Origin of the sequence: Cyanobium sp. BA20m-p-22 (assembly GCF_024346275.1) — a bacterium.
GTDB lineage: Bacteria > Cyanobacteriota > Cyanobacteriia > PCC-6307 > Cyanobiaceae > Cyanobium_A.
Genome location: NZ_JAGQCQ010000022.1, coordinates 1 through 21,021, shown reverse-complemented (window position 1 = coordinate 21,021; position 21,021 = coordinate 1). Strand labels below are relative to the sequence as shown.

The following is a 21,021-nucleotide window of genomic DNA, read 5'->3' as shown; positions in this document are numbered from 1 at the left end:
TCAACACCCCACCGTCTGTTCCATCGCCTGTAGCACCGCAGAACTCAAGCAAGGGCACCAGTGCTGCTGATGAAACTTCGACGATGTTGCTGGACCTTCTGCAGCGTCTAGAGAAGTTGGAGAAGGGCGAGGTGGAGGTTGTCGATGACGTTGAAGATTTAAACCAGCGGTTGTTGAAGATCGAGGGTCAGCAGTCCTCAGTCAAATAAGAGTTCACCCTCGCTCTGCTTCTTTGCCCCATACGTTCGTTTCGTAGCTTCATCTGCACGTAATTGGATTTGTAGAGATGCATAAAATTGTTCACATACAGATACTGAGTGTCCCGTCTGCTTTGCGACAGTAAATATTTCAACCCCTTCTCTAAGTCTCTCGTTCACATAGAACGATCTGCAAGAGTAGAAGGTGTATCTAAACTTCTCGTGTGTGCTTCCATCCTTGTTCGTGATGGTGTCATTCATGTCGAGAGACTGAAGGATATTCTTGTATACCTTGAAAATAGAATTGTAGTTTAGTCTTTTGCCAGTAGCGGGGTCACAGAAGATGTAGGAATTGAGATTTGGTTTGTGCCATTTCGGATTTTCCTTGTGCCACTGCTGGTAAAAATCCCTTAGTCGAACGAAATATTCACCACCAAGGAAATTCCCTGAACGCTGCCTGCTGTTCTTTCTGTCCCAGATGTCGAGGTGAGCAATATGCTCAGTCTTCTTCTGACCATTTGGTAGTTCTGCCAGTCGCTCTCGGACTTTCAGATCCTTCCATCGCATCTCAAGACCTTCGCTATCAGGACGCCATCCAACATTTGATGAGCATAGGAAAAACAGATACACAACCTGCCTCCATTCTGGTTTTTGAGCTCGAGTTAGGTTCTTTTCGTTCGCCCACTGTCTGAACCTTCTGTAGATCTTCGTATAGTCTTCTCTGGTGAAAGGGACGTTAGCGGTCTTCTCATCTCGCTTCTGCTTCGTCTTGTGGATTTCAGGAGTTGAAGCTGCAAGTTTTTCGGGCACGAGCAAGTATCTATACCACTCCTGGATCATGGTGATCTCACGGTTGACTGTTGATCCTTTTGGTGGTCTTCGCATCTGATTTGTACCTGATCTGACTTTGCCGTTCTCGTCAAGACCAACAAACTTCCATCCTTCTTCCGTCCTCCACTTCCTGTAACTAATCCAACCATCCAGGGGAATATCTTTTATTCCTTTCCAACTATGTGCATCGCAGTAGTTTGGGACGAAGTTTGTGAAGACGTTGCGATGCGCTCTCATCAAAGAAAGCGAGAGATTGCCACCGTCATGTCGGTCTTGCTTTTGCTTGATCCATTTGTTGCACAGACTGCGAACAGTCAGTGGTGACGATGACCCAGTTTTCTTGATCTGGTTGATAACCTCAGCGTAAATATCAAATGCTTTTTCAGTGGCAAGATCTTTGTTGTCTGTCTTTAGTGATCGATATGCATACTTCTTGGTGCCAACTTTCACCTTTGCGTAGTAGTAGTCAGATCGTCTGCCTGGAGCCCAAAGCAGCAACCACATCCGATCTTTGATGAGCACCTCGTATTCACGGTAGGTCTTGCTCTCTTCTGGCATCGAGGTGATTGGTGCTAAACCGAGTGCTAAACAAGTTTATTCTAGACCCTCGGACCCCTTGGAAGGCGCCAAGAACCCAGTAATCAACTGCATCTAGGGGCATGGGCGGCGACTTCGACTATTGATCTCCTGCGGGGATCCGAGTCAGATTGTCCAACCTCAAATCTGACTAATCGGGAGGGCTTCGGCCCTCCTTTTTTTTGCTCTAAACAGGGAGACCTGATTGGCTACTTAATTAGGCGTCTTCAGGCTTTTGCTGGCTTGAAGCTCAGCGCCACGCCGTTGTTGCAGTAGCGCTTGCCGCTGGGTTTGGGGCCGTCGTCAAACACGTGGCCCTGGTGGCCGCCGCAGCGGCTGCAGTGGTATTCGGTGCGGGGCACGATCAGCTTGAAATCCAGCTTGGTGGCGATGCCCTTGGGCAGGGGTTGCCAGAAGCTGGGCCAGCCGGTGCCGCTCTCATATTTGGCCTTGGAGCTGAACAGGGGCAGGGCGCAGCCAGCACAAACGAAAGTGCCTGGGCGTTTTTCGGCGTTCAGCGGGCTGGAGAAGGGCCGCTCTGTGCCCTCCTGGCGGAGCACCTTGTAGGCCGCCGGGCTGAGTCGTTTTTTCCAGTCGGCCTCACCCAGTTGCCAGGCCGGATCCTGGGCCTTGGAGGCGGCCTCAGCACTGGCGGCGCCACTGAAGAAGGCGCCCAGGCTCGATCCGAGGGCCAGCAGCAGGTTGCGACGGGGCATGGGTGGCATGGGCATGGAAGTCTCAGCCCAGCCAGCCGGCGCTGAGCACCACGGCAAGGGCGAGAAAGATGGCCAGCAGGGTCCAGCTGATGCGGTTGAGGGTGGCCTCGGCGCTGCGGGCGCTAGTGAACATCGAGCCGCCGCTGGCCGCCAGGCCGCCCATCCCGTCGCCCTTGGGGCTGTGCAGCAACACGCTGATGATCAGCAGCACCCCACTGCCGATCCAAACCCAGGACAACACCGATGTAACCATGCGCGCTCCAGGCTTCCTGCAAACTAAGACCAGCGCAGGCTAGACGCCCAGGGCCTGGGGGATGGGGCTGGGCTCGGAGTTGGCGCCAGCAGGCAGAACTAGGGATTCACCGCTCATGTTGGGCGGTTTGGGCAGATGCAGGATCTCGAGAATGGTGGGCGCGATGTCGGCCAGCCCACCGCTGTCGCGGAGCAGCACGTTGGTGCCATGGCCAGGCAGTTTGCGTTTCTCGCCCTCAACCAGGATCACGGGCACCGGGTTGGTGGTGTGGGCTGTCCAGGGACGGCCATCTGGGCCTTCCATCATCTCGGCATTGCCGTGGTCGGCGGTGATCAGCAGGGTGCCGCCCATGCGATTGGTGGCCTCCATCAGCCTGCCCACGCAGCCATCCACGGTGCTGATTGCTTCAGTGGTGGCAGCCATCTTGCCGGTGTGCCCCACCATGTCGGGGTTGGCATAGTTGATCACCACCAGGGCATAGATGCCCTTCGAGATTGCGGCTATGCAGCTGTCTGTGAGCTGGCCAGCCGACATCGCTGGGGACTGGTCGTAGGTGGCGACCCGGGGGGAAGGCACCAGGTGACGGTCTTCTCCGGGGAAGGCCTGCTCGATGCCACCGTTCATGAAATAGGTGACGTGGGGATATTTCTCCGTTTCCGCCGTTCGGAACTGGCGCAGCCCAGCCTCCGCCACCACCTGGCCCAGCAGGCCATCGAGGGATTCGGGCGGGAAGGCCACTGCCAAGGGCAGGCCCTTTTCGTATTGGGTGAAGGTGACCACGTCGAGGGGGCTGATCAGCTTGCGCCCAAACTCGCCGAAGTCAGGCAGCACCAGGGCCCGAATCAGCTGGCGCACCCGGTCGGGTCGGAAGTTGAAGCAGACCACCCCATCCCCGGCCTGGATCAGCCCTGGAGCCAGGCGCATCGGTTCGAGGAACTCATCGCCGATCTCCTGGGCGTAGGAAGCATGGATGGCGTTGACGGGGCTGAGTTCGGAGATGGGGCTGGGTTCGGTGTAGAGGCGGTAGGCCTTCTCGGTGCGATCCCAGCGGTTGTCGCGGTCCATGGCCCAGTAGCGGCCGCAGAGGGTGGCGATGCGGCCGACCCCTGCCCGCTGGATCTGCTCCTGCACCTGGGCCACGAAACGGGGGGCGCTGCTCGGATCGGTGTCGCGGCCATCGGTGATCACGTGCACACACACGTCTTTGAGCCCTCGCTCGGCTGCCCAGTGCAGCAGACCAGCCAAGTGGTTGATGTGGCTGTGCACCCCACCGTCGGAACAGAGCCCGATCAGATGGAGGCTGCCTTCCCGTTGCAGCAACTTGTCTGCCAGCGCGTTGAGGGCTGGGTTGGCGTTGATGCTGCCGTCTCTGACGGCCTGGCTGATGCGCACCAGCTCCTGGCGGATGATCCGACCAGAGCCGATGGTGAGGTGGCCGACCTCGGAGTTGCCCATCTGGTGGTCGGGCAGACCCACGGCGCCGCCGCTGGCTTCGATCAGGGTGTGGGGGTAGGCATGCCAGAGGGCGTCCATCACCGGTGTGCTGGCTGCACGAATGGCGTTGTGCTCGCTCTGCGGGGAATAGCCCCAGCCATCGAGAATGGCCAGAACCACGGGCGCGACCGAAGCAGACTCCCTGAAGGGGGGAGTGGATTCAGGGGCTATGGAGGAAAGCTGCTGGGAGGGAATAGTTGTCACCCGTCAGACCTGGCGGCGTTACTCCAACGCCTTCAAAATCCAACCTACAGTGCAGATGTGCGGCAAACCCGCCTGGTCCTGGCAGGGTCAGCCTTTGGCCACACAGGGCCAGATAACAGCTCTGGCTTCACTGCACTGGCTTCACTGCACTGGCTTCACTGCTCTGCATATTTCTGATGCATCGGCTTGAACTGCTCTCGGCCCAGGATCTGGCCCGAACCCTCGATCGGCTGGCCTCCCAGGTGCTCGAAAGCACGGCCGATAGTCATTCCCTGCTGTTGCTGGGCATCCCCACCCGCGGAGTCGCCCTGGCCGAGGTGCTCGCCCAGCGGCTGGAGGCCATGACCGGCCACCCGATTGACCAGGGGACGGTTGATCCCACTTTTTATCGCGACGACCTTGAACGGGTGGGCACCCGGCTGGGCCAACCCACCGACCTGCCCGTGGCGCTGGATGGCCGCCAGGTGGTGCTGGTGGATGACGTGATCTTCACGGGGCGAACCGTGCGGGCTGCCCTGGAGGCCCTCCAAGCCTGGGGCCGGCCCACTGGGGTAAGCCTGGTGGCGATGGTGGATCGCGGTCACCGGGAATTGCCCATCCAGCCCGACTTCTGTGGCCGCGTGGTGCCCACCAGGCGGCAGGAATCCATCCAGCTCTGCCTGCAGGCCATTGATGGAGAGGAGGGGGTCTACCTGGTCAAGCCAGATCCCTAGGCCGCCTCTTCTCTAAGCCACTTCTTTCCTAGACCGCTTCTAACTCGTCGGCGCGGAAGTGGGCGCGAAATTTACCGAAGGCCACCACCACTGGCAGGGTGGGACTGATCACCCTCCCCTTCCAATCGTTGAGGACGGTGACCACCTCGCCCATTTGGCCCTGCATGTCGAAGGCCTGACCGCGGTGCTGGGGATGGTGATACACGACCACGCTCTGGGAGACCTTCACCTGATCACCTGGTTGCATAGCCCTCGCCTGAGATCACCAAAGGCCATCCTCTCACGGGCGACTCGCCAGCGCTGATCAGCGCTGGCAGGCCGTTTCTGGTCCGGCCTCCACAACCTTCCCCCCGAGGGCTCGGCAGGCGTCCTGGAAGGCCGACCATTCGTCCATGCCCTTGGCCAGTCGTTGGCGCACCAGGGTGTCGAGTTGGTCGCTGGACACCGTGTGGGGCAGCTGGCCGTGGGCGTCGTGTTCCCGATCCTTGCCCGCCAGGCTTTCGATCCCTTGCTGCACCGTTGCCTGCAGGGCGCGGCCCTGGGTTCTCCACCAGGGATGGTCGATCCGATTGAGGGCTTCGAGGGCTTCCCACCAGCGCCGTTGGGCGCTCAGGCCCTTGGCCCGTTCGAACTGGAGGCGATTGCGAGTCCAGATTTCACGCAGCTTGTCGCCCAGGCTGGTGCCATCGGTGCGGCGGTCTTCGCCCATGGCGGCAAGTAGGGCCATAGATCCGTTGAGATCCCCCTCCTGAAACCTCGCCAGTGCCCGCTCTTGCAGGTTCTGTTGCCAGAGGAGCAGTTGTTGCCGATCCTGGTCGTTGCCGGCCTGGGAGTTCACCAGTTGCAACTGCTGCTGCAGGGCAGCGGCCCACTGCTCTTGCTGCCAGAGCTGGGCCGCTTGGCGCCGCCGGCAGCTGCCCTGGGCCCCAGGGGCCTGGCCGCCCAGCCAACGCAGGGATTCAAGTTGCTCGCTGTAGCGCAGGCAGGCCTCCAGATCCCCCCTTTTGGCGGCCTGCTCCAGGCGGCGGGGCAGCTGTTGCTCCCACCAGTAGGCCGTTGCAACTCCGCAAGCCACCAGCCCGAGGGTGAGTGCCAACCAGAATCGGGGCAGCCTGTGGCGGCGCAGGGCCAAAGGGGTAGGGGGCTTCAAAACCCATTTTACGTTCGTAATGAGCGCGGTTCTTTATGGGGCGCCAGTTCTTTTCAGCGCAGGGGGCCCAGCCGCTGGGTTGGGTTGCGCCTGCCGCTGCGTAGGTCGCTGACCTCCAGGATCAGCTGGCCCTGGTCATCCACTTGAAAGGCCAGTCTCAGGCAGTCCTCGCCAGGTTGGCCCGGGCTGTCGAGGGCCAGGGGCGGTGGCTGGTTGGTCCAGGGCACAACCCGGCCCTCTCCAGCCGGCCGTTGCCGCAGCACGGGCAGTCCAGCTTCAAATACGACCTCGCTGCGCCGTTCGTTTTCGGGTTCCCCCAGCACCACTTCCAGAACCCTCTGGTTGGCGCTGCTGCAGGCCAGCACCAGCTCCAGGGGGCGCTCAGTGGGCCAGGTTTGGCCCGCAACGAAGAGGGACCGCCAGCGATGTCGACCTGAGCGTTGGTCCCAGCAGCGCAGGCTGACCCCGCGGCTGAGCACATCGCGAACCTGCACTCCCGGGGTGAGGGCCAGGGCCCCTAGGGCGACGGCCTCCACCGGCCGCTGCTCGCGCAGGGGAATGTTGCCGCAACGCTGGGCCAACCACTGGCGGATCAGGGGGAGGCGGCTGCTTCCGCCCACCGGCAGGACCGCGGTGATCTGGCCGAGGGCGAGGCCGTCGCGATGGGCTGCGGCGACCACCTGGTCAAAGAGGGCATCTAGCTGCTCTACTAAGCCGTGCTGACGCAGCAGGGCCTCAAGGCCGCTGCGGTTCAGCCTCAGGGCTACGGGCGGCTGGCCGCTGCGGCTCCAGAGCACCAGCCCTTCCTCCTGCTGGCTGAGCTGGCACTTGAGGGTTTCGGCTGCCTCCAGCAGGCTGCCATCGAGGGGCACGCCGGGGCAGAGGTGGGCGGCGATCCAGCGGTCGAAATCCCTGCCGCCTAGGGCCAGGCCTGCCTTGCCGATCACGCGGGCGCAGCGCAGGGCCTGGCGGCTGGCAACCAGATCACGGCCAGCGAAGCGCAGCAACTGGGCCATTGGCGCTGGCCTGCCTTCGCCCCCTTCCAGGGCCACCAGGGCCAGATCAATGGTGCCGCCGCCCAGGTCCACCACCAGCACGGTGCTGCCGGCGGGGAGTCCGGCGCCGATGGCAGCGGCGGTGGGCTCGTCGACCAGGGCCAGTTCCGGCACCATCAGATCGCGGCACACCTCCTGCAGCCACTGGCGATAGCGCGGATAACTGTCAATTGGCGCCGTCAGCACTAGGCGCTGGGGTTCAAGCTCGGGGGGCAGGGCGGCCCAGAGCCGACGCAGCAGCAAGGCGCCAGCCTGCTCCGGGCTAAGGGGCAAGGCAGGGGCCGGGCCAGGGGCAGAAGCTGTACCAGAAGCCTTACCAGAAGCGGTAGCTGGGGTGGTGGCAGCCGGATTGGCGCCGATCTGCCGTTTGAAGTCGCGGTGCAGCTGGGGGCCGTCGCCATGGGCCAGGCCGGCCTCCAGCACCTGGCGTCCGATCAGGGGGTTGCTTGTGGCTGGATCGTTGAGCCAAAGCAGGGTCGGCACCACCACCGGTTCGCAGCTGCTGTAGGGCGGCAGGGCCAGCAGCTCGGCCGCGGCGTTGGGCCCCTGGTAGGCCACCACCGTGGTGGTGCTGCCTAGATCGATCGCCAGGGTGCCCTGCATAGCTCCCTTCTAGCCAGGGGAACAGGGCCGCTGACCTAGGCTTTAGCCATTGGGATGGATCTATGCAAAGCGGTTTTGATGTCAACCCCAAGGAATTGGCCCAGCGGGCCGACAGCCTGATCCGCAACACCAGCAACCGCTACCTGACCACGGTGCGCATCGCCTTCCGGGCCAAGCAGCGCCGTTTTGATGATTTTGATGGCCTCCTCGACGATTCGATGGTCAAACCGGTGCAGCGGGCCATCATTGAACTGAGCGACGAGCAGGACCAGCCCGACCTGCTGCCCGGCTGATTCCCCCAGGATGCAGGTGCAGGAGGGGGAAGGGTGGCGTTGGCTGGTGGATCCGGCCCGCCACCCTTTTTCCGTTTTGGTTGGAGGCCCGGGTTGGGCCGTGGAGCTGACCGCCGCCGAGGCCGGCGAGCTGCAGAGAGGCTTGCTCGAATTGCTGCGGGAGCATCGCGCCCTGGCCGCCCAGCTGATGCCCCAGGAGGCGATCACCCTTGAATTGGAGCGGGGTCAGCTCTGGCTGGCTCTGGAGGGAGACCTGGAGGCCTGGTCGCTGCGTTTCGTGCTGACCCCCTCGGGGGGCCTCCGAGCCGTGGAAGGCAGCTGGCCGCCATCGGTCAGCCAGGCATTGGTCGCAGCCCTAGGGGCTCTCGGCCACAATCCAGGCTGAGATCCGGCTGGATCCGGGCTTTGATCAGCACTGTTGATTACGGCCCGATTCCCGCCTAACCCCCAGATCGAGAGCGGTTTTGCCCAACTTTTCCCCAGCTCGCCGCTCCAGAGCCCGCCTGGGGCCCGGGAGCTGGGGAGAATGGCGGCCTTGGCCAGTTTCCCCTTGACAACTGCGGCCCTGGACCCCCCTGCTGGCCCGTTGGTGGCCTGGGCCAGCCCAGGGACCAGGCCCAGCGGCCAATCTCAGCGCGGGATGGGGGGCGAAAGGCTTGCCTGACGAGATTTGACGGCCTGCAGCGGATGTGGGGAACTGGTGCCAAGACCCCGCTCAAACCGCCGTGGAACCGCAGGCCCTTGAAAGCGTCCGAGCAAGCGCGCTCGAGCCCCCAGGGGTTGCGGCCCCTGCCTGTGAATCTGGGGAAAGCCAAACCATCAGCTTCTGCACTGAGGTGCCCCGGGAACTGCTGGCCTCGATGGCAGGCTTCATTGCCCAGCATCCCAACTGGGATCAATATCGCCTTTTCCAGGCCGCGCTGGCCGGTTTTTTGGTGCAAAACGGCCTGGGCAGCCGCGACGTCACCCGCTGCTACCTCGCCAACCTGTTCCCTGCCCAGCTCCGAACAATTGTTGATATGCGGCAGTGAGCGTGCAGGTGGCGACCGGTAGGGCGACCACCAGGCCCACCACCAGCACCAGGAAACCGGCGAGCACCATCGCGAGCAGCACCAGGGTTAGCCCCAGGGCGTGGAGCCAGTGGGGATCGGTGGCGGCCCGGCTGCCCTGAAAGGCGGCCACCGGATTGAGGCCGCCGATCAGGCTGAGGGGCAAGCAGAGGATCTGGTCTGCACTGAGGTAGATGGCAGCAGCCACGCCCGCCAGCAGTGGCAGCGGTGCCAGCAGCGGCTGGAGCAAGGTGAGCAACCAGGAACTGGCCTGGGCCAGGCGCACGATCAGCGCCAGCACCACCAGGGCCAGGGCCAGGGTGCCAAAACAGCGCCCCATGGCCCGACCATCCAGCCGGATCAGATCGCCGAACCGCGGCCGGCCTTGGTCAAGGGCCAGCAGGGATCCGCGCATCAGCCCCACGACCATCCAGAGGCCCGTGGCCACGTAAAGGATCCAGGCGCCGGCGGCCAGGCTGATCGCCAGAGCATCGGGCTGGCCCAGCTCAGAGATCACCCGACCACTCTCGCGCCGAAACCACACCTGGGCCAGGAGATTGCTGGCGCCGCTTACCAGGGTGAAGCCCATCAGTACCCAGGGACAGTGGCTGAAGGCCAGCCAACCCCGCTCCACGGCAGATCGGATCGCCAGGGGGGCGGGGCCGCTCATGGCGCCTCGAGCAGGGCCAGCAGCCGCTCCGCACAGGGGGCAGATACCGGCAGGATCGAGAGGCGGTTGCCCCGTCTCACTACACCGAGCTCTTCAGGGCTGAAGCTCTCGCGCAGGGCGTCGAGGCTCAGCAGGTTTGGGAAGCTGCGCAGATAGCGCAGGCGAGCGCAGTCCCAGCGGGGCCGCTCTGGGGTGGCTGAAGGGTCAAAGTATTTGGAGCTGGAATCAAACTGACTGGGATCGGTCAGGTTGGTTTCAATCACCTCCATCAGGCCCACAATGCCCGGTGGTTTGGTGTTTGAGTGGTAGAAGAAAGCCCGGTCGCCGATTTGCATTGTCCGCATGAAATTGCGGGCCTGATAGTTGCGAATCCCATCCCACAGAGTGGTGCCTTCCCGCTGTAGATGCCCGATCCCGTAGACATCAGGCTCGCTCTTCGTCAACCAGTAGGCCATGGCCCCAACCCTGCAATCTTCCCGACCCGATGCTAGTCCTCCAGCCAGGTTGTTTACAGGGCCTCCACCAGCTGGCGGAAGTGGTCGCCGCGGGCTTCAAAATCGCAGTATTGATCAAAGCTGGCGCAGGCTGGAGACAGCAGCACGGCCCGGCACTGATGGGTCTGGGCCAGTTGGACGGCCAGGGGGACGCCGTCTGTGAGGGCTTGGCAGCGGTGCACGGCCCCGGGAAAGTCAGCCTCCCTGAGCAGCTGTTGGAATTCCGCCTGGGCTGCCCCAAACAGCACCACAGCTGCAGCCTTTTCCCCCAGGGCCGCCAGCCAGCCACCGGGATTGCCCTGTTTGGACTGGCCGCCCGCCAGCACCACCAGCGGCCCCGTCAGGGCCTTGAGGGCGACTTCGGCGGCGTCGTAATTGGTGGCCTTGCTGTCGTTGTAAAAGGTGATTCCCTGTCGTTCCGGCAGCCGCTCAAGCCGGTGGGGCACCCCGGGAAAGGCGCGCAAGGCCCTCTCCATCTGGGCGCCGCTCAGGCCTGCTTCGAGGCCGGCCGCCACCGCCAGTAGCAGGTTTTGGCGATTGTGGGCGCCTGGCATGGCCAAGCAGTTGGCGTCCATGAGCGGTTGGCCGGCCCCCATCACCGTGCCGTTTTCGATCCAGAGACTGGGCTGGATTGGGCCCGGTAGGGCGTCCCGGCTGTCGGCTGTGATCCAGGTGGCCCTACTCCAGCTGGCGGCGTGGGCGCGGAGGTCGGGATCGTCGGCGTTGAGGATGGGCACCTCCGATCGCTCTAACAGGCTGCGTTTGATGGCGCGGTAGGCCTCAAGGCTGCCATGGCGCTCGAGATGGTCCGGGGTGAGGGTGGTCCAGATGCCAAGCCGGGGAGCGAGCTTCGGAGCTGCTTCGATCTGGTAGCTGCTGAGCTCCATCACCAGCCAATCGGGAGGGGGGGCGCCGCTTTTGAGCCGTGCGAGCACCAGCTCGGTGGCTGAAAAGCCCACATTGCCTCCCATGGGGGCGTCCAGGCCCCCATGCCGCAGCAGGTGGCTCACCAGGTGGGTGACTGTGGTTTTGCCATTGGTGCCGGTGATGCCGATCCAGGGCACGCCGCCGCTGGCCCCAAAGGCCAGCTCCATTTCCCCCTGGACGCAGATTCCCTGCTGCCGCAGCCAGGCCAGGGTGGGGTGGTCCCAGCGGATGCCTGGGCTCACCACCACGCTTCTGACGGCCGTGGTGAGAGCGGCGAAAGTCTCTGGGCTCAGGGGGGTGCCAAGTTGAACCTTGATACCCAGCTGCTGCAGTTCGGCTGCCTTGGCTTGAAGCTCTGGGCTGGTTTGGCTTTCGATCACCAGCACCGCCTGGCCGCGATGGCGTAGCAGCTTGGCGGCCCCGATACCGGAGCGTGCCAGGCCGACAACAACGGTCAGATCGGTTGCCGTGATTGCCATCTGGCCGAAACGTAATTGATGCTCAGGCGCAAAAATGATTGAATCAAAACTGGGCGAGGCAAGAAGTATTGATGCAATAGATGGGCGATACTGGAATCGAACCAGTGACTCCTACCGTGTCAAGGTAGTGCTCTACCTCTGAGCTAATCGCCCCAGAAGCTTTCCGACTTTACAGAACCACCAGCCCCTAGCAGCGCAGGATGGCGATTCGCCAGCGCTCCCGCTTGGTGGGTTCTACCGCCTCAATCCTCAGCTCACCGCGGCCTTCCAGCTGAATCCGATCGCCCTTCTGCAGCAGCCGGCTGGGGCTGCTGATCGGTTGCCAATTGAGCCGCACCTTGCCCTGGCGGATCTTTTCGACCATGCGGTTGCGAGCCAGGCCAAAGCCCGCTGAGGCCACCGCATCCAGCCGCAGGGATGCCTCCACCGTCTGAAAGCGACGAGGCTGGCGCTCAGCTGGCAGCTGCAGCTGCTCCAGGGGGCGGACCTCCAGGCGCACTTCCACCGAGCGCACGCTGGCGCCCAGGCCGTCCAGGGCGGCGGCCAGGCTTGCGGTGACGATGGCCTGGGCGCCGCGGTCGCCCCTCAGCCAGATGTCGCCAAGGTCACCCTGGCTGGCGCCGGCCGCCAGCAGGCCCCTGCGGAAGTCGGCCCGCTCGGCCTGATCAAACAGGAAGTTGCCGCTGATCTCCAGACCCAGCAACCCGCTGGGGAGGGCGTTTGCTGCCAGAGCTGTTTCGCGGCGCTGCAGCAACAGGCGCCGCCGCTCAGCGCCCGGAAAACCGCCCCAGCTGGCCAGGTCGAGTTCGGCCAGGGCGGCCAACCGTTGCTCCGCCTCCTCGCGCAGACCGCCGTCCATGAAGTCGGTCCAGACGGGCTCCCAGCTGCGCAGGCCCTGCTCAGCCGCCGCAATCACGGCCTCGAGCTCCTGGGGGTGGGCGCTGCCTGCCAGTAATTCGTCCCGTGGCAACGTCAAAGTGTCTCCCCGTTAACCATCGCCCAGGCGCACCACGGCAAGGGGTTTGGCCTGCTGCAGGCTGATCCAGGGCATCTCCACCCCATTGGCGGTTTCCGCCAGCAGCAGCCAGTTGCCCTCCTCCACCCGGTTGCGCAGGCTGCGGATGCGGTCGTCTTCCTCCGAACTCACGCTGGCGGCGGCGGCGAAGCTGCCCATCCAACCCGAGCCCATGCCGAGCAGGGCGCCGATAAGGTGCTGGCCCCAGGCTCCGGCAAAGGCGAAGGTGTCGAGATCGGTGATGTAGGTGAAGGTGAGGCCGGCCAGGAAGCCGAAGGGAATCAGCCAGCGGGCCATGGTGCGCTGCCGATTGCGACGGGCGATCGCTGGGTTGAGTCGGGCCACCTCGGCCAGGGTCTGCTCGCCTGGGCCGATCGCCTCCAGTTGCAGCAGGGGTGGCTGAAGGTCGGCCAGGCGATCCCGCAGTTGCTGCATCCGTTTGCGGTCATTGAGCACCACCACCACACTCGTACCCACGCTCTGCTCTCTTGGTTCGGGATGGGGGAATTCTCACCGCTCACTACACTGCACCCCCGGCTCACCCTCCCCACCGCTGGGCATGACAAAGGTTCTCGTTTCGGATCCGATCGACCAGGCGGGGATTGACATCCTTTCCCAGGTGGCCCAGGTGGATGTGCGCACAGGGCTTCCACCGGATGAGCTCAAGGCGATCATCGGCGACTACGAAGCCCTGATGATCCGCTCCGGCACCACGGTGACCGCCGAAATCATTGAAGCGGCCGACAAACTGCGGATCATTGGCCGCGCCGGTGTCGGGGTGGACAACGTGGATGTGCCGGCCGCCACCAAGCGGGGTGTGCTGGTGGTGAACTCGCCTGAGGGCAACACCATCGCCGCCGCTGAGCAGGCCCTGGCCCTGATGCTGGCACTTTCGCGCCATGTGCCCCACGCCCACGCCAGCACCATGGCCGGCGGCTGGGACCGCAAGAAATACGTCGGTAACGAGCTCTACAAGAAGAAGCTTGGCGTGGTTGGTCTGGGCAAGATCGGCTCCCACGTGGCCCGGGTGGGCAAGGCCATGGGCATGGATGTGATGGCCTACGACCCCTATGTGTCGGCCGAACGGGCCCAGCAGATGCAGGTGCGGCTGCTGACCCTGCCGGCCCTGTTTGCCGAAGCCGATTACGTCAGCCTGCACCTGCCCCGCACCCCCGACACCGAGAACCTGGTGAACGCGGAGCTTCTCAAGACGATGAAACCGACGGCCCGCATCGTCAACTGTGCCCGTGGCGGCATCATCGACGAAGCAGCCCTGGCCGCGGCGGTTGAAAATGGCACCATCGGCGGCGCGGCCCTGGACGTGTATGCCAAGGAGCCCCTTGAGGCCGGCTCGCCCTTGCGATCGGTCAAGGAGCGGCTGATCCTCACTCCCCACCTAGGCGCCTCCACCGAAGAGGCCCAGGAGAATGTGGCCATCGACGTGGCCGAGCAGATTCGCGATGTGTTGCTGGGCCTGCCCGCCCGCAGTGCGGTCAACATCCCCGGCCTCAATGCCGAGGTGATGGAGCAGCTCAAGCCCCACCTGCAGTTGGCCGAAACCCTCGGCCAACTGATCAGCCAGCTGGCCGGTGGCCCGATCAGCCAGCTGGAGGTCCGCCTCCAGGGTGATTTCGCCGTGCACCCTGCCCAGCCGCTGGTGGTGGCGGCCCTCAAGGGTCTGCTCTCCACAGCCTTAGGGGACAGCATCAACTACGTCAACGCCAGCCTTGAGGCCAAGGAGCGGGGTATCCACGTGCTGGAGGTCAAGGACGACGCCAGCCGCGATTTTGCCGCTGGCTCCCTGCAGTTGCGCTCCCGTAGCCCCCAGGCCAGCCACAGCGTCACCGGGGCGGTGTTCGCCGAAGGTGAGCTGCGCATTACCAGCATCGATGAGTTCCCGGTGAACGTGGTCCCCAGCCGCCACATGCTGTTCACCCGCCACCGCGACATGCCCGGGATCATCGGCGAGCTGGGCTCCCTGCTGGGCGAGCACAACGTCAACATCGCCTCGATGCAGGTGGGTCGCCGCATCGTGCGCGGGGATGCCGTGATGGTGCTCAGCCTGGACGACCCGATTCCGCCGACCCTGCTGGCTTCGGTGCTTGCCATCAACGGCATCCAGGCTGCCCATCCGGTCACCCTCTGATGCCCGGCCCCCTTAGCTGGTGGCGGCTGGAGCTGGCATGCCCGCCAGAACTGGAGGAATCCCTGCTCTGGAAGCTCGAGCTGCTGGGCATCCCCAGGGTGGCGCTGCGCCACCGTCCGGAGGCGCCCCAGCAGCGGGAGCTGCTGGCCTGGCTGCCTGCAGCCGATTGGCCCGAAGCAGAGCGGCAGCGGCTGGAGGCGGCCCTAGCGCCCCTGGGGGAGCCCTTCGCCCTGCAACTCACGCCGATCACCTGGACCCTCCAGGACGATGAGGACTGGAGCCTCAGCTGGAAGCAGCACTGGCAGCCCGATCCGGTGGGCCGCACCCTGCTGATCCTGCCGGTCTGGTTAGAGCTGCCCGCTGCCCATGCCGACCGGCGGGTGATCCGGCTGGATCCAGGCAGTGCCTTCGGTACTGGCAGCCACCCCACCACGCGGCTGTGCCTGGAGGCGATCGAGGCCCTGGCCGATCAGGCTGGCGGCAGCCTCGGCCCCATCCGGGTGGCGGATCTGGGCTGTGGCAGCGGCATCCTTGGCCTGGCTGCCCTGCTGCAGGGGGCGGCCCGGGTGGCCGCCGTGGACACCGATTGCCTGGCGGTTCGGGCCACCCAGGACAACGCCGCCCTCTCTGGCTGCAGCGATCTACTCCAGGTAGGGCTCGGGTCGGCCCAAACCCTCGCCGCCCTGCTGGAGGGCCGGCCCGCAGATCTGCTGCTCTGCAACATCCTGGCTCCGGTTATCGAGGCCCTCTCTCCGACGTTTCACACCCTGCTGGGCGCCACCGGGGTGGGCCTGCTGAGTGGGCTGTTGGTAGACCAGGCTCCAGGCCTGGAGCAGGCCCTGTTGGAGCAGGGCTGGCGGGCCCAGCTCACCGCCCAGCAGGGCCTGTGGGGCCTGATGACGATCCGGCGCGTTGCATAAGGCACGCTGATCTGTGCCCTGGTTTTGATTGGGCTTCCAGCGTCCTGGCCTGGAAATGGCCAGGAAAGGCTTGCGGCGGATGTATGAAGGTTGGGTCCTACAGGCCCGGCTTTCGGGTACCTGTGAGCCCTATTCCTTTTCATGGCTTCCTACAAGGTCACCCTCATCAGCGAGAGCGAAGGCCTCAACAAGACCATCGAGGTTCCTGATGACCAGTACATCCTCGATGCCGCTGAGGAACAGGGCGTCGATCTGCCTTACTCCTGTCGGGCGGGTGCCTGCTCCACCTGTGCCGGCAAGCTGACCACCGGCACCGTTGACCAGAGCGACCAAAGCTTCCTTGACGACGACCAGATCGAGGCAGGCTTCGTGCTCACCTGCGTGGCTTACCCCACCAGCGACTGCACCATCAAGACCCACGCTGAAGAAGAGCTCTATTGAGCGCCCGGGCTTGAGTGCTTGGCCCCTATCTGCCACCCTTCGGGGTGGCTTTTTTGTTGTCGTCCCGGAGTCGTAGATCTGTGTCTGCCCAGGCCGCCACTGCCCTGCTTGACCCAGGCAGCGAGCACCCCAGCCCCGGTGGTCAGTACACCTATCGGGTGCTGGGCCCTTGCTGTCGCTTGTTTGACCGTGAGGAATTGCCCTGGCCCTGCTGCCGGCTGGCCTGGCGCAGCAAGGAGCCCAGCTGGAGGCGGGTTGGACGTCGCTTTGTGGCAGACCTGGCTTCGCGGCGCTGTCCCACCTACGCGGTGGAGCTGCTCCAGCCGGGAGCCCGCCCGACCCGAACCGTGATCACCCTGTTTACGGAGCGGCTGGGTTCGGAGCTGCAGGAGTGGTGGTACAGCAAGTTGCCGAGCTCCCTGGATCAGGTCAACAGGGAGCCCCCCCCCCGGGCTCAGAAGTAAATCTTGCCGCCGCCCCACTGAATGCCCTGCACCTTGGGAGCCACCAGGATGTAGCCGGCCATCAGACGCAGGTCGTCATCGTCGAGGTCGCGCATTTTCACGAAGATGTCGCTGCTGCGCATGCTCGGATGCACGTCGGCGATGCTGTATTCCCCGTCGTAGGAGGTGGGGTCCTTCATGTAGTCCACCAGGGCCTCAACGCTGTCCCGGGATGGGGTGGCCAGGGCCAGGGTCTCGGGATCGAGGCCCACGTTCTGGTTGGTCTTGGTGATGCCACCGGCGTGGCACTCGCCGCAGCTGCTGTTGAACACCTTGCGGCCAGCCTTGATTTCCTGCTCGCTGAAGGTCACCAGGGTGCCGTCGGGTGTGGCGGGCACGGTGAGCTGCTCGCTGGTCCAGGCGGCCGCCAGAGCTGGGCTGCCGAAGCCCGTGAACAGCAGCAGGGCCAGCATGGTCCGAGCAAGAACGCGAACGGCCTTGCGGAGGGCAGCCGAGGGAAAGGAGGAGGCCATTGGGAAAAGCCGGCGGGTAAGCGGTAAAAAACCGCAGCGGAGATTTTGTATCACGGGGAAAGGGCCCTCCGCAGCGGAATCACTTGAACTGTTGCAGGGCTAGGCCGTGGCCGGTTCGGCGGGGGTGATGTCCAGACTGAGAAAATCCTTGGCCACCAAGGTGTTGGCAAAGATGGCGCGGGCCTCCGCCAGCAGGTCGTCCGGGGTCATGGCGTTGCCTGGCATGTAGCGGGGGCTCAGGTGAGTCAGCACCAATTGCTTGACGCCGGCCTCCAGGGCGGTCTGGGCCGCCATGGTGCTGGTTGAGTGCTGGCGCTGGTAGGCCAGTGCAGCCTCGGCGTGGGAGAAGGTGGCTTCATGGATCAGCAGGTCGGCGCCGGCGGCCAGCTCCACCGCCGCCTCGCAGAACACGGTGTCGGTGCAGTACACCACGCTGGCGCCGGGGCGATCGGGGCCGCAGAGGCTGGCGCCGTTGATGATCCGGCCGTCATCGAGCGTGACGCTGTGGCCGGCCTTGAGCTCGGCGTAGATCGGCCCGGGCGCAATGCCCAGGGCCCTGGCTCGCTCCACATCGAAGTGACCGGTCCGCGGTTTCTGGTCAACCCGATAGGCAAAGGCCGGTACCCGGTGGTTGAGCGGGGTACAGCGCACGGTGAGGTCGTCGTCGTCGAGCAGCAGGGCGCCGCTGCTGGCGGCGCCCTGCACCCTGTGGGTGCGCAGGGGGTAGCCGATCCGGGTGGAGGAGGTGCGAAGCACCCCTTCGAGGTAGTCGCGCAGGGGATCGGGGCCATAGAGATCGATGCCCGTGCAGCTGCCCGCCAGGCCGAGGCTGGCCAGCAGGCCGGGCAGGCCGAACACATGGTCGCCGTGCATGTGGGTGATAAAGATCCGCCGCAGCTGGCTGACCCGCAGCTCGCTGCGCAGGAACTGGTGCTGGGTGGCCTCGCCGCAGTCGAATAGCCACAGTTCACTGCGCTGGGGCAGGCGCAGTGCCACCGCTGACACATTGCGGCCGCGGGTGGGCACTCCCGAACTGGTGCCTAAAAAGGTGACCTGCACGGTCCTGCCGCCTCTGGCGCATGCTGCCACGCCGGGCAAAATGGAGCCCCTTGCCTACAGCTGGTGTACCGGATGGCGTCCTGGTTGTTCCCCTGGCCCATGGCGACGCTCATGCTGGCCGCGGCTGTGCCTGGGGCCCTGGGAATGCAGTCTATGGAGCCCCAGGTGCGGGTGCTGATCCTGGAAGCGGAAAGCCTGCCGCTGGCCGCCCAGCAGCAGCCCCTGGTGCTGCGCATAGGCGACCAGCGATTGGCGCTAGCCGCCGGTGAGGAGGTCGTGCTGCGCCTGGCCGAAGGTGAGCTGGTGCTGGAGCGCGGCGGTGGAGTTGAGCGGCTGCAAGCGGCGAGGGAAATCTGGCTCGAGCCGGCCTCGCGGCCTGCTGAGGGGGGCGATTTCCAGCTGAAGCAGCGCGGCTACCGGGGCCGGCTGCAGGTGCTGGTGGGAGGTTCTGGCCTGCGGGCCATCAACCACGTCGGCCTCGAGTCATACCTGCCCAGCGTGGTGGGCAGCGAGATGCCGGCCAGCTGGCCCCAGGCGGCCCTGCGGGCCCAGGCCGTGGCCGCCCGCACCTACGCCCTGCGGCAGCGCAAGCCCGCCGATCCATTTGACCTCAGCGCCACCGTGTCGAGCCAGGTCTACAAAGGTGTGGACGCGGAAACCCCCTCCACCCGAGAGGCGGTGCTCAGCACCCGCGGCCAGGTGCTGATGTACGGCTCCAGTCTGGCCAACGCGGTTTTCCACAGCAGCAGTGGCGGCGCGACCGAAAACAGCGGTGACCTCTGGAGCCAGCAGCTGCCTTACTTGGTCAGCGTGCCCGATTTTGACCAGGCAAGCCCGGTGCAGGCCTGGCAGCAGCGTCTTGAGCCCGAGCAGCTCCAGCAGGCTTTTGCCGAGATCGGCGGAGCCCAACGCATCGACGTGCTCTCGACCACGAGCACCGGGCGGGTGCGTCAGGCCCGGGTGAGTGGCCCCTCCGGCACCTTGGTGGTCAGTGGAGCCCAGCTCCGCAGCCGCCTCGGCCTCAGGAGCACCATGGTGCGCTTTGAGCTGGTTCCCTCAGAGCTGGCCACCTCAGAGCTGGCCGCCTTGCCGCCCCTACCTTTGCTGCCGGAGCAGTACGAAGTTGGGGGTTTCCAGCCCCAGGTGCAACTGCCGCTCCCATCGCTGCTGGCGGTTGGCAGGGGCTATGGCCACGGGGTGGGCATGAGCCAGTGGGGTGCCCTGGGCCTGGCCCAACGGGGCCAGAGCTATGACCAAATCCTGCGCCATTACTACCGCGGCACGGAGCTGCGCCCCTACGCCAGCCCCTGAGCGTGCAATTGCTTGCATTGGCGGACGCCCAGGCCGTGGCGGCAGCTGCGGCGGAGCGGTTGCTGCAGGCTTGCCAGGCCCAGCCGCAGCGGCCCCTGGGCCTGGCCACTGGCCGCACCATGGTGCCGGTTTATGCGGCGCTGCGGCAGCAGTTGGGCCGGCTTGGCAGCCAGCAGCAGCGGCAGATTCGTGCCGACTGGCTGAGCTTCAATCTCGATGAATATGTGGCCCTGGGGTCCCACGATCCGCGCTCCTTCAAGGCTTTCATGACCGGCCAGCTGCAGCGCCCCCTGGGGTTGCGGCCTGAGCAGGTGCTGCTGCCCGATGGCCTGGCGGCCGATCCCCAGGCTGAAGCTCGGCGCTACGGGGCAGCCCTCGCGGTTGCCGGTGGCGTGGGGCTACAGCTGCTCGGTCTGGGCTTAAACGGCCATGTGGGCTTCAACGAGCCGCCCTGCGGGGCTGAGGCCCCCTGCCGCTGCCTGACCCTCAGCGCCGCCACCCGGACCCAGAACGCTGGCACCTTTGGCGGCGAGCCCAAGGCGGTGCCGGCCCAGGCGATCACGCTTGGATTGGCGGAGATCCTTGCTGCTGAAAGGATCCTGCTGGTGGTCACCGGCGCCAGCAAGGCCGCCATCTTGAAACGGGCGTTGCAGGAGCCCCCCTGCCCCGAGGTACCCGCCAGCTGGCTGCAGCACCACCCCCGGCTGGAGGTGGTGGCGGATCAAGCTGCCCTGGGGGCATTCCTGGAGGAGCCATGATGATTTAGGGCTTTTTGTCGACCTTGCCCATGCCGCCTTCTCCAGCTCCGCACGCTTCCGGTGTGCGCAGCATTCCTGTGCGCACTGACTTCGGCACCTTTGAGGTGTGGACACGTCGCAGCGGTGCGAGTCCGCACATCAAGCTGTTGCTGCTCCATGGCGGACCGGGCTGCACCCACGAGTATTTCGAGGTGTTTGACAGTTTTCTGCCCCAGGCGGGAATCGAGCTCTATTTCTACGACCAGCTCGGTTCTTTTCACAGCAGCCAGCCCGATCACGCTGATCTCTGGGAGATTGGGCGCTTTGTCGATGAGGTGGAGCAGGTTCGTCAAGCCCTGGCTCTCGATGGCAGCAATTTTTTCTTGCTCGGTCACTCCTGGGGCGGGATTCTGGCGATTGAGTATGCGCTGCGCTACCAGCAATGCCTGAAGGGATTGATAATCTCCAATATGGTCTGGAGTGTGCCGGAGTACAATCGTTACGCTGAAGAGCGTTTTCTCCGTCAACTACCAGCGGGTGTTCTGGCCGAGCTCCAGGCTATCGAAGCTGCAGAGGATTACAACAACCCGCGCTACATGGAGTTGTTGATCCCGCACCACTATGAGCACCACGTGTTGCGCCGGCCCTATGCCCAATGGCCCGATTCGGTTCTGCGCACATTTGAGCACCTCAATCCGAAGGTTTACATCCC

At 64.4% G+C, this 21,021-nt stretch carries 26 protein-coding genes and 1 tRNA gene; 12 read left to right on the top strand and 15 right to left on the bottom strand.

The genetic code is table 11. From position 1 onward, the window contains the following. Window positions 1–209 (top strand): hypothetical protein (locus KBZ15_RS03600; RefSeq protein WP_255013423.1); only part of this gene is annotated, 209 nt, incomplete at its 5' end. Here KBZ15_RS03600 and KBZ15_RS03595 read toward each other — a convergent pair. The 4 genes from KBZ15_RS03595 to gpmI all read right to left on the bottom strand — a co-directional run bounded on the left by KBZ15_RS03595 (window position 198) and on the right by gpmI (window position 4,187). Then, the gene (locus KBZ15_RS03595; RefSeq protein WP_255013420.1) at window positions 198–1,586 is read right to left on the bottom strand and encodes a site-specific integrase; all 1,389 of its coding nucleotides are present in this window, start codon (window positions 1,584–1,586) and stop codon (window positions 198–200) included. The genes KBZ15_RS03600 and KBZ15_RS03595 overlap by 12 nt on opposite strands. 245 nt (window positions 1,587–1,831) lie before the next feature. After that, a complete protein-coding gene (gene msrB, locus KBZ15_RS03590; protein WP_255013417.1) occupies window positions 1,832–2,320 on the bottom strand; it encodes a peptide-methionine (R)-S-oxide reductase MsrB in 489 nt (162 codons plus the stop codon). A gap of 22 nt (window positions 2,321–2,342) precedes the next feature. Continuing rightward, the gene (secG, locus tag KBZ15_RS03585) at window positions 2,343–2,573 is read right to left on the bottom strand and encodes a preprotein translocase subunit SecG (protein WP_197151404.1); all 231 of its coding nucleotides are present in this window, start codon (window positions 2,571–2,573) and stop codon (window positions 2,343–2,345) included. A gap of 39 nt (window positions 2,574–2,612) precedes the next feature. After that, window positions 2,613–4,187 carry a 2,3-bisphosphoglycerate-independent phosphoglycerate mutase gene (gene gpmI / locus KBZ15_RS03580; RefSeq protein ID WP_255013414.1) on the bottom strand — a complete coding sequence of 525 codons (1,575 nt, stop codon included), beginning with the start codon at window positions 4,185–4,187 and terminating at the stop codon, window positions 2,613–2,615. Between the two features lie 260 nt (window positions 4,188–4,447). On the opposite strand from gpmI, the gene pyrR reads away from it, so the two are divergent. Next, window positions 4,448–4,984: a bifunctional pyr operon transcriptional regulator/uracil phosphoribosyltransferase PyrR gene (gene pyrR / locus KBZ15_RS03575; protein ID WP_255013411.1), complete on the top strand. Its 537-nt coding sequence runs from the start codon at window positions 4,448–4,450 to the stop codon at window positions 4,982–4,984. Window positions 4,985–5,012: 28 nt separating this feature from the next. Here the strand turns inward: pyrR and KBZ15_RS03570 are convergent, their stop codons facing one another. From KBZ15_RS03570 to KBZ15_RS03560, 3 genes are all read right to left on the bottom strand, one after another. Beyond that, a complete protein-coding gene (locus tag KBZ15_RS03570) occupies window positions 5,013–5,231 on the bottom strand; it encodes a ferredoxin-thioredoxin reductase variable chain (RefSeq protein WP_255013408.1) in 219 nt (72 codons plus the stop codon). Between the two features lie 57 nt (window positions 5,232–5,288). Next, on the bottom strand, window positions 5,289–6,080 hold the full coding sequence (locus KBZ15_RS03565) for a hypothetical protein (protein ID WP_255013406.1): 792 nt from the start codon (window positions 6,078–6,080) through the stop codon (window positions 5,289–5,291). Window positions 6,081–6,187: 107 nt separating this feature from the next. Then, window positions 6,188–7,792 carry an Hsp70 family protein gene (locus tag KBZ15_RS03560; RefSeq protein ID WP_255013404.1) on the bottom strand — a complete coding sequence of 535 codons (1,605 nt, stop codon included), beginning with the start codon at window positions 7,790–7,792 and terminating at the stop codon, window positions 6,188–6,190. A gap of 62 nt (window positions 7,793–7,854) precedes the next feature. Between KBZ15_RS03560 and KBZ15_RS03555 the strand changes: the two genes are divergently transcribed. The 3 genes from KBZ15_RS03555 to KBZ15_RS03545 all read left to right on the top strand — a co-directional run bounded on the left by KBZ15_RS03555 (window position 7,855) and on the right by KBZ15_RS03545 (window position 9,116). After that, on the top strand, window positions 7,855–8,085 hold the full coding sequence (locus KBZ15_RS03555) for a DNA-directed RNA polymerase subunit omega (RefSeq protein ID WP_254929862.1): 231 nt from the start codon (window positions 7,855–7,857) through the stop codon (window positions 8,083–8,085). A 10-nt stretch (window positions 8,086–8,095) separates the two neighbouring features. Further along, window positions 8,096–8,470, top strand: a complete 375-nt coding sequence (locus KBZ15_RS03550; RefSeq protein WP_255013402.1) for a DUF1818 family protein — start codon at window positions 8,096–8,098, stop codon at window positions 8,468–8,470. A gap of 475 nt (window positions 8,471–8,945) precedes the next feature. Beyond that, window positions 8,946–9,116: a DUF2811 domain-containing protein gene (locus KBZ15_RS03545; RefSeq protein WP_261357417.1), complete on the top strand. Its 171-nt coding sequence runs from the start codon at window positions 8,946–8,948 to the stop codon at window positions 9,114–9,116. On the opposite strand, the gene KBZ15_RS03540 is transcribed toward KBZ15_RS03545, so the two are convergent. From KBZ15_RS03540 to KBZ15_RS03515, 6 genes are all read right to left on the bottom strand, one after another. Then, a complete protein-coding gene (locus KBZ15_RS03540; protein WP_255013401.1) occupies window positions 9,049–9,804 on the bottom strand; it encodes a hypothetical protein in 756 nt (251 codons plus the stop codon). The two genes, KBZ15_RS03545 and KBZ15_RS03540, sit on opposite strands and share 68 nt — an antisense overlap. Further along, complete coding sequence (locus KBZ15_RS03535; protein ID WP_255013399.1) at window positions 9,801–10,259, bottom strand: EVE domain-containing protein; 459 nt, start codon at window positions 10,257–10,259, stop codon at window positions 9,801–9,803. The genes KBZ15_RS03540 and KBZ15_RS03535 overlap by 4 nt, the downstream gene beginning before the upstream one ends. Before the next feature lie 53 nt (window positions 10,260–10,312). Beyond that, the gene (gene murD, locus KBZ15_RS03530) at window positions 10,313–11,704 is read right to left on the bottom strand and encodes a UDP-N-acetylmuramoyl-L-alanine--D-glutamate ligase (RefSeq protein WP_255013397.1); all 1,392 of its coding nucleotides are present in this window, start codon (window positions 11,702–11,704) and stop codon (window positions 10,313–10,315) included. Window positions 11,705–11,785: 81 nt separating this feature from the next. Further along, window positions 11,786–11,857: transfer RNA gene (locus KBZ15_RS03525), tRNA-Val, on the bottom strand. 34 nt (window positions 11,858–11,891) lie between these two features. Further along, window positions 11,892–12,680, bottom strand: a complete 789-nt coding sequence (locus KBZ15_RS03520; protein ID WP_255013395.1) for a photosystem II S4 domain protein — start codon at window positions 12,678–12,680, stop codon at window positions 11,892–11,894. Between the two features lie 12 nt (window positions 12,681–12,692). Next, on the bottom strand, window positions 12,693–13,196 hold the full coding sequence (locus KBZ15_RS03515) for a hypothetical protein (RefSeq protein WP_255013393.1): 504 nt from the start codon (window positions 13,194–13,196) through the stop codon (window positions 12,693–12,695). Window positions 13,197–13,278: 82 nt separating this feature from the next. Here KBZ15_RS03515 and serA point away from each other — a divergent pair, with 82 nt between their 5' ends. The 4 genes from serA (at window position 13,279) to KBZ15_RS03495 (ending at window position 16,690) form a co-directional block, all read left to right on the top strand. Then, complete coding sequence (serA, locus tag KBZ15_RS03510; RefSeq protein ID WP_255013390.1) at window positions 13,279–14,865, top strand: phosphoglycerate dehydrogenase; 1,587 nt, start codon at window positions 13,279–13,281, stop codon at window positions 14,863–14,865. Beyond that, on the top strand, window positions 14,865–15,785 hold the full coding sequence (gene prmA / locus KBZ15_RS03505; RefSeq protein ID WP_255013388.1) for a 50S ribosomal protein L11 methyltransferase: 921 nt from the start codon (window positions 14,865–14,867) through the stop codon (window positions 15,783–15,785). Before serA ends, prmA begins: the two co-directional genes overlap by 1 nt. Window positions 15,786–15,926: 141 nt before the next feature. Beyond that, window positions 15,927–16,226, top strand: a complete 300-nt coding sequence (locus KBZ15_RS03500) for a ferredoxin (protein WP_197151379.1) — start codon at window positions 15,927–15,929, stop codon at window positions 16,224–16,226. An 80-nt stretch (window positions 16,227–16,306) separates the two neighbouring features. Next, entirely contained in the window at window positions 16,307–16,690 is a 384-nt protein-coding gene (locus tag KBZ15_RS03495) for a hypothetical protein (RefSeq protein ID WP_255013384.1), read from the top strand. Here KBZ15_RS03495 and psbV read toward each other — a convergent pair. Together psbV and rnz are read right to left on the bottom strand one after the other, a co-directional pair. Then, the gene (psbV, locus tag KBZ15_RS03490) at window positions 16,681–17,202 is read right to left on the bottom strand and encodes a photosystem II cytochrome c-550 (RefSeq protein WP_254929790.1); all 522 of its coding nucleotides are present in this window, start codon (window positions 17,200–17,202) and stop codon (window positions 16,681–16,683) included. The two genes, KBZ15_RS03495 and psbV, sit on opposite strands and share 10 nt — an antisense overlap. A 99-nt stretch (window positions 17,203–17,301) precedes the next feature. Further along, complete coding sequence (gene rnz, locus KBZ15_RS03485) at window positions 17,302–18,261, bottom strand: ribonuclease Z (RefSeq protein ID WP_255013383.1); 960 nt, start codon at window positions 18,259–18,261, stop codon at window positions 17,302–17,304. 99 nt (window positions 18,262–18,360) lie between these two features. On the opposite strand from rnz, the gene KBZ15_RS03480 reads away from it, so the two are divergent. The 3 genes from KBZ15_RS03480 to KBZ15_RS03470 all read left to right on the top strand — a co-directional run. Further along, window positions 18,361–19,572: a SpoIID/LytB domain-containing protein gene (locus KBZ15_RS03480; protein ID WP_255013380.1), complete on the top strand. Its 1,212-nt coding sequence runs from the start codon at window positions 18,361–18,363 to the stop codon at window positions 19,570–19,572. Between the two features lie 8 nt (window positions 19,573–19,580). Next, window positions 19,581–20,330, top strand: coding sequence for a glucosamine-6-phosphate deaminase (locus KBZ15_RS03475; protein WP_255013378.1), 750 nt, complete (start codon window positions 19,581–19,583; stop codon window positions 20,328–20,330). Between the two features lie 29 nt (window positions 20,331–20,359). Next, window positions 20,360–21,021 (top strand): proline iminopeptidase-family hydrolase (locus KBZ15_RS03470; protein WP_255013375.1); only part of this gene is annotated, 662 nt, incomplete at its 3' end.

Coding starts and splice junctions, on each gene's coding strand:
- KBZ15_RS03595 (WP_255013420.1), bottom strand. CDS start 1,586: ATGCCAGAAGAGAGCAAGACCTACCGTGAATACGAGGTGCTCATCAAA.
- msrB (WP_255013417.1), bottom strand. CDS start 2,320: ATGCCCCGTCGCAACCTGCTGCTGGCCCTCGGATCGAGCCTGGGCGCC.
- secG (WP_197151404.1), bottom strand. CDS start 2,573: ATGGTTACATCGGTGTTGTCCTGGGTTTGGATCGGCAGTGGGGTGCTG.
- pyrR (WP_255013411.1), top strand. CDS start 4,448: ATGCATCGGCTTGAACTGCTCTCGGCCCAGGATCTGGCCCGAACCCTC.
- KBZ15_RS03570 (WP_255013408.1), bottom strand. CDS start 5,231: ATGCAACCAGGTGATCAGGTGAAGGTCTCCCAGAGCGTGGTCGTGTAT.
- KBZ15_RS03560 (WP_255013404.1), bottom strand. CDS start 7,792: ATGCAGGGCACCCTGGCGATCGATCTAGGCAGCACCACCACGGTGGTG.
- KBZ15_RS03555 (WP_254929862.1), top strand. CDS start 7,855: ATGCAAAGCGGTTTTGATGTCAACCCCAAGGAATTGGCCCAGCGGGCC.
- KBZ15_RS03550 (WP_255013402.1), top strand. CDS start 8,096: ATGCAGGTGCAGGAGGGGGAAGGGTGGCGTTGGCTGGTGGATCCGGCC.
- KBZ15_RS03545 (WP_261357417.1), top strand. CDS start 8,946: ATGGCAGGCTTCATTGCCCAGCATCCCAACTGGGATCAATATCGCCTT.
- KBZ15_RS03540 (WP_255013401.1), bottom strand. CDS start 9,804: ATGAGCGGCCCCGCCCCCCTGGCGATCCGATCTGCCGTGGAGCGGGGT.
- KBZ15_RS03535 (WP_255013399.1), bottom strand. CDS start 10,259: ATGGCCTACTGGTTGACGAAGAGCGAGCCTGATGTCTACGGGATCGGG.
- murD (WP_255013397.1), bottom strand. CDS start 11,704: ATGGCAATCACGGCAACCGATCTGACCGTTGTTGTCGGCCTGGCACGC.
- serA (WP_255013390.1), top strand. CDS start 13,279: ATGACAAAGGTTCTCGTTTCGGATCCGATCGACCAGGCGGGGATTGAC.
- prmA (WP_255013388.1), top strand. CDS start 14,865: ATGCCCGGCCCCCTTAGCTGGTGGCGGCTGGAGCTGGCATGCCCGCCA.
- KBZ15_RS03500 (WP_197151379.1), top strand. CDS start 15,927: ATGGCTTCCTACAAGGTCACCCTCATCAGCGAGAGCGAAGGCCTCAAC.
- psbV (WP_254929790.1), bottom strand. CDS start 17,202: ATGGCCTCCTCCTTTCCCTCGGCTGCCCTCCGCAAGGCCGTTCGCGTT.
- KBZ15_RS03480 (WP_255013380.1), top strand. CDS start 18,361: ATGGCGACGCTCATGCTGGCCGCGGCTGTGCCTGGGGCCCTGGGAATG.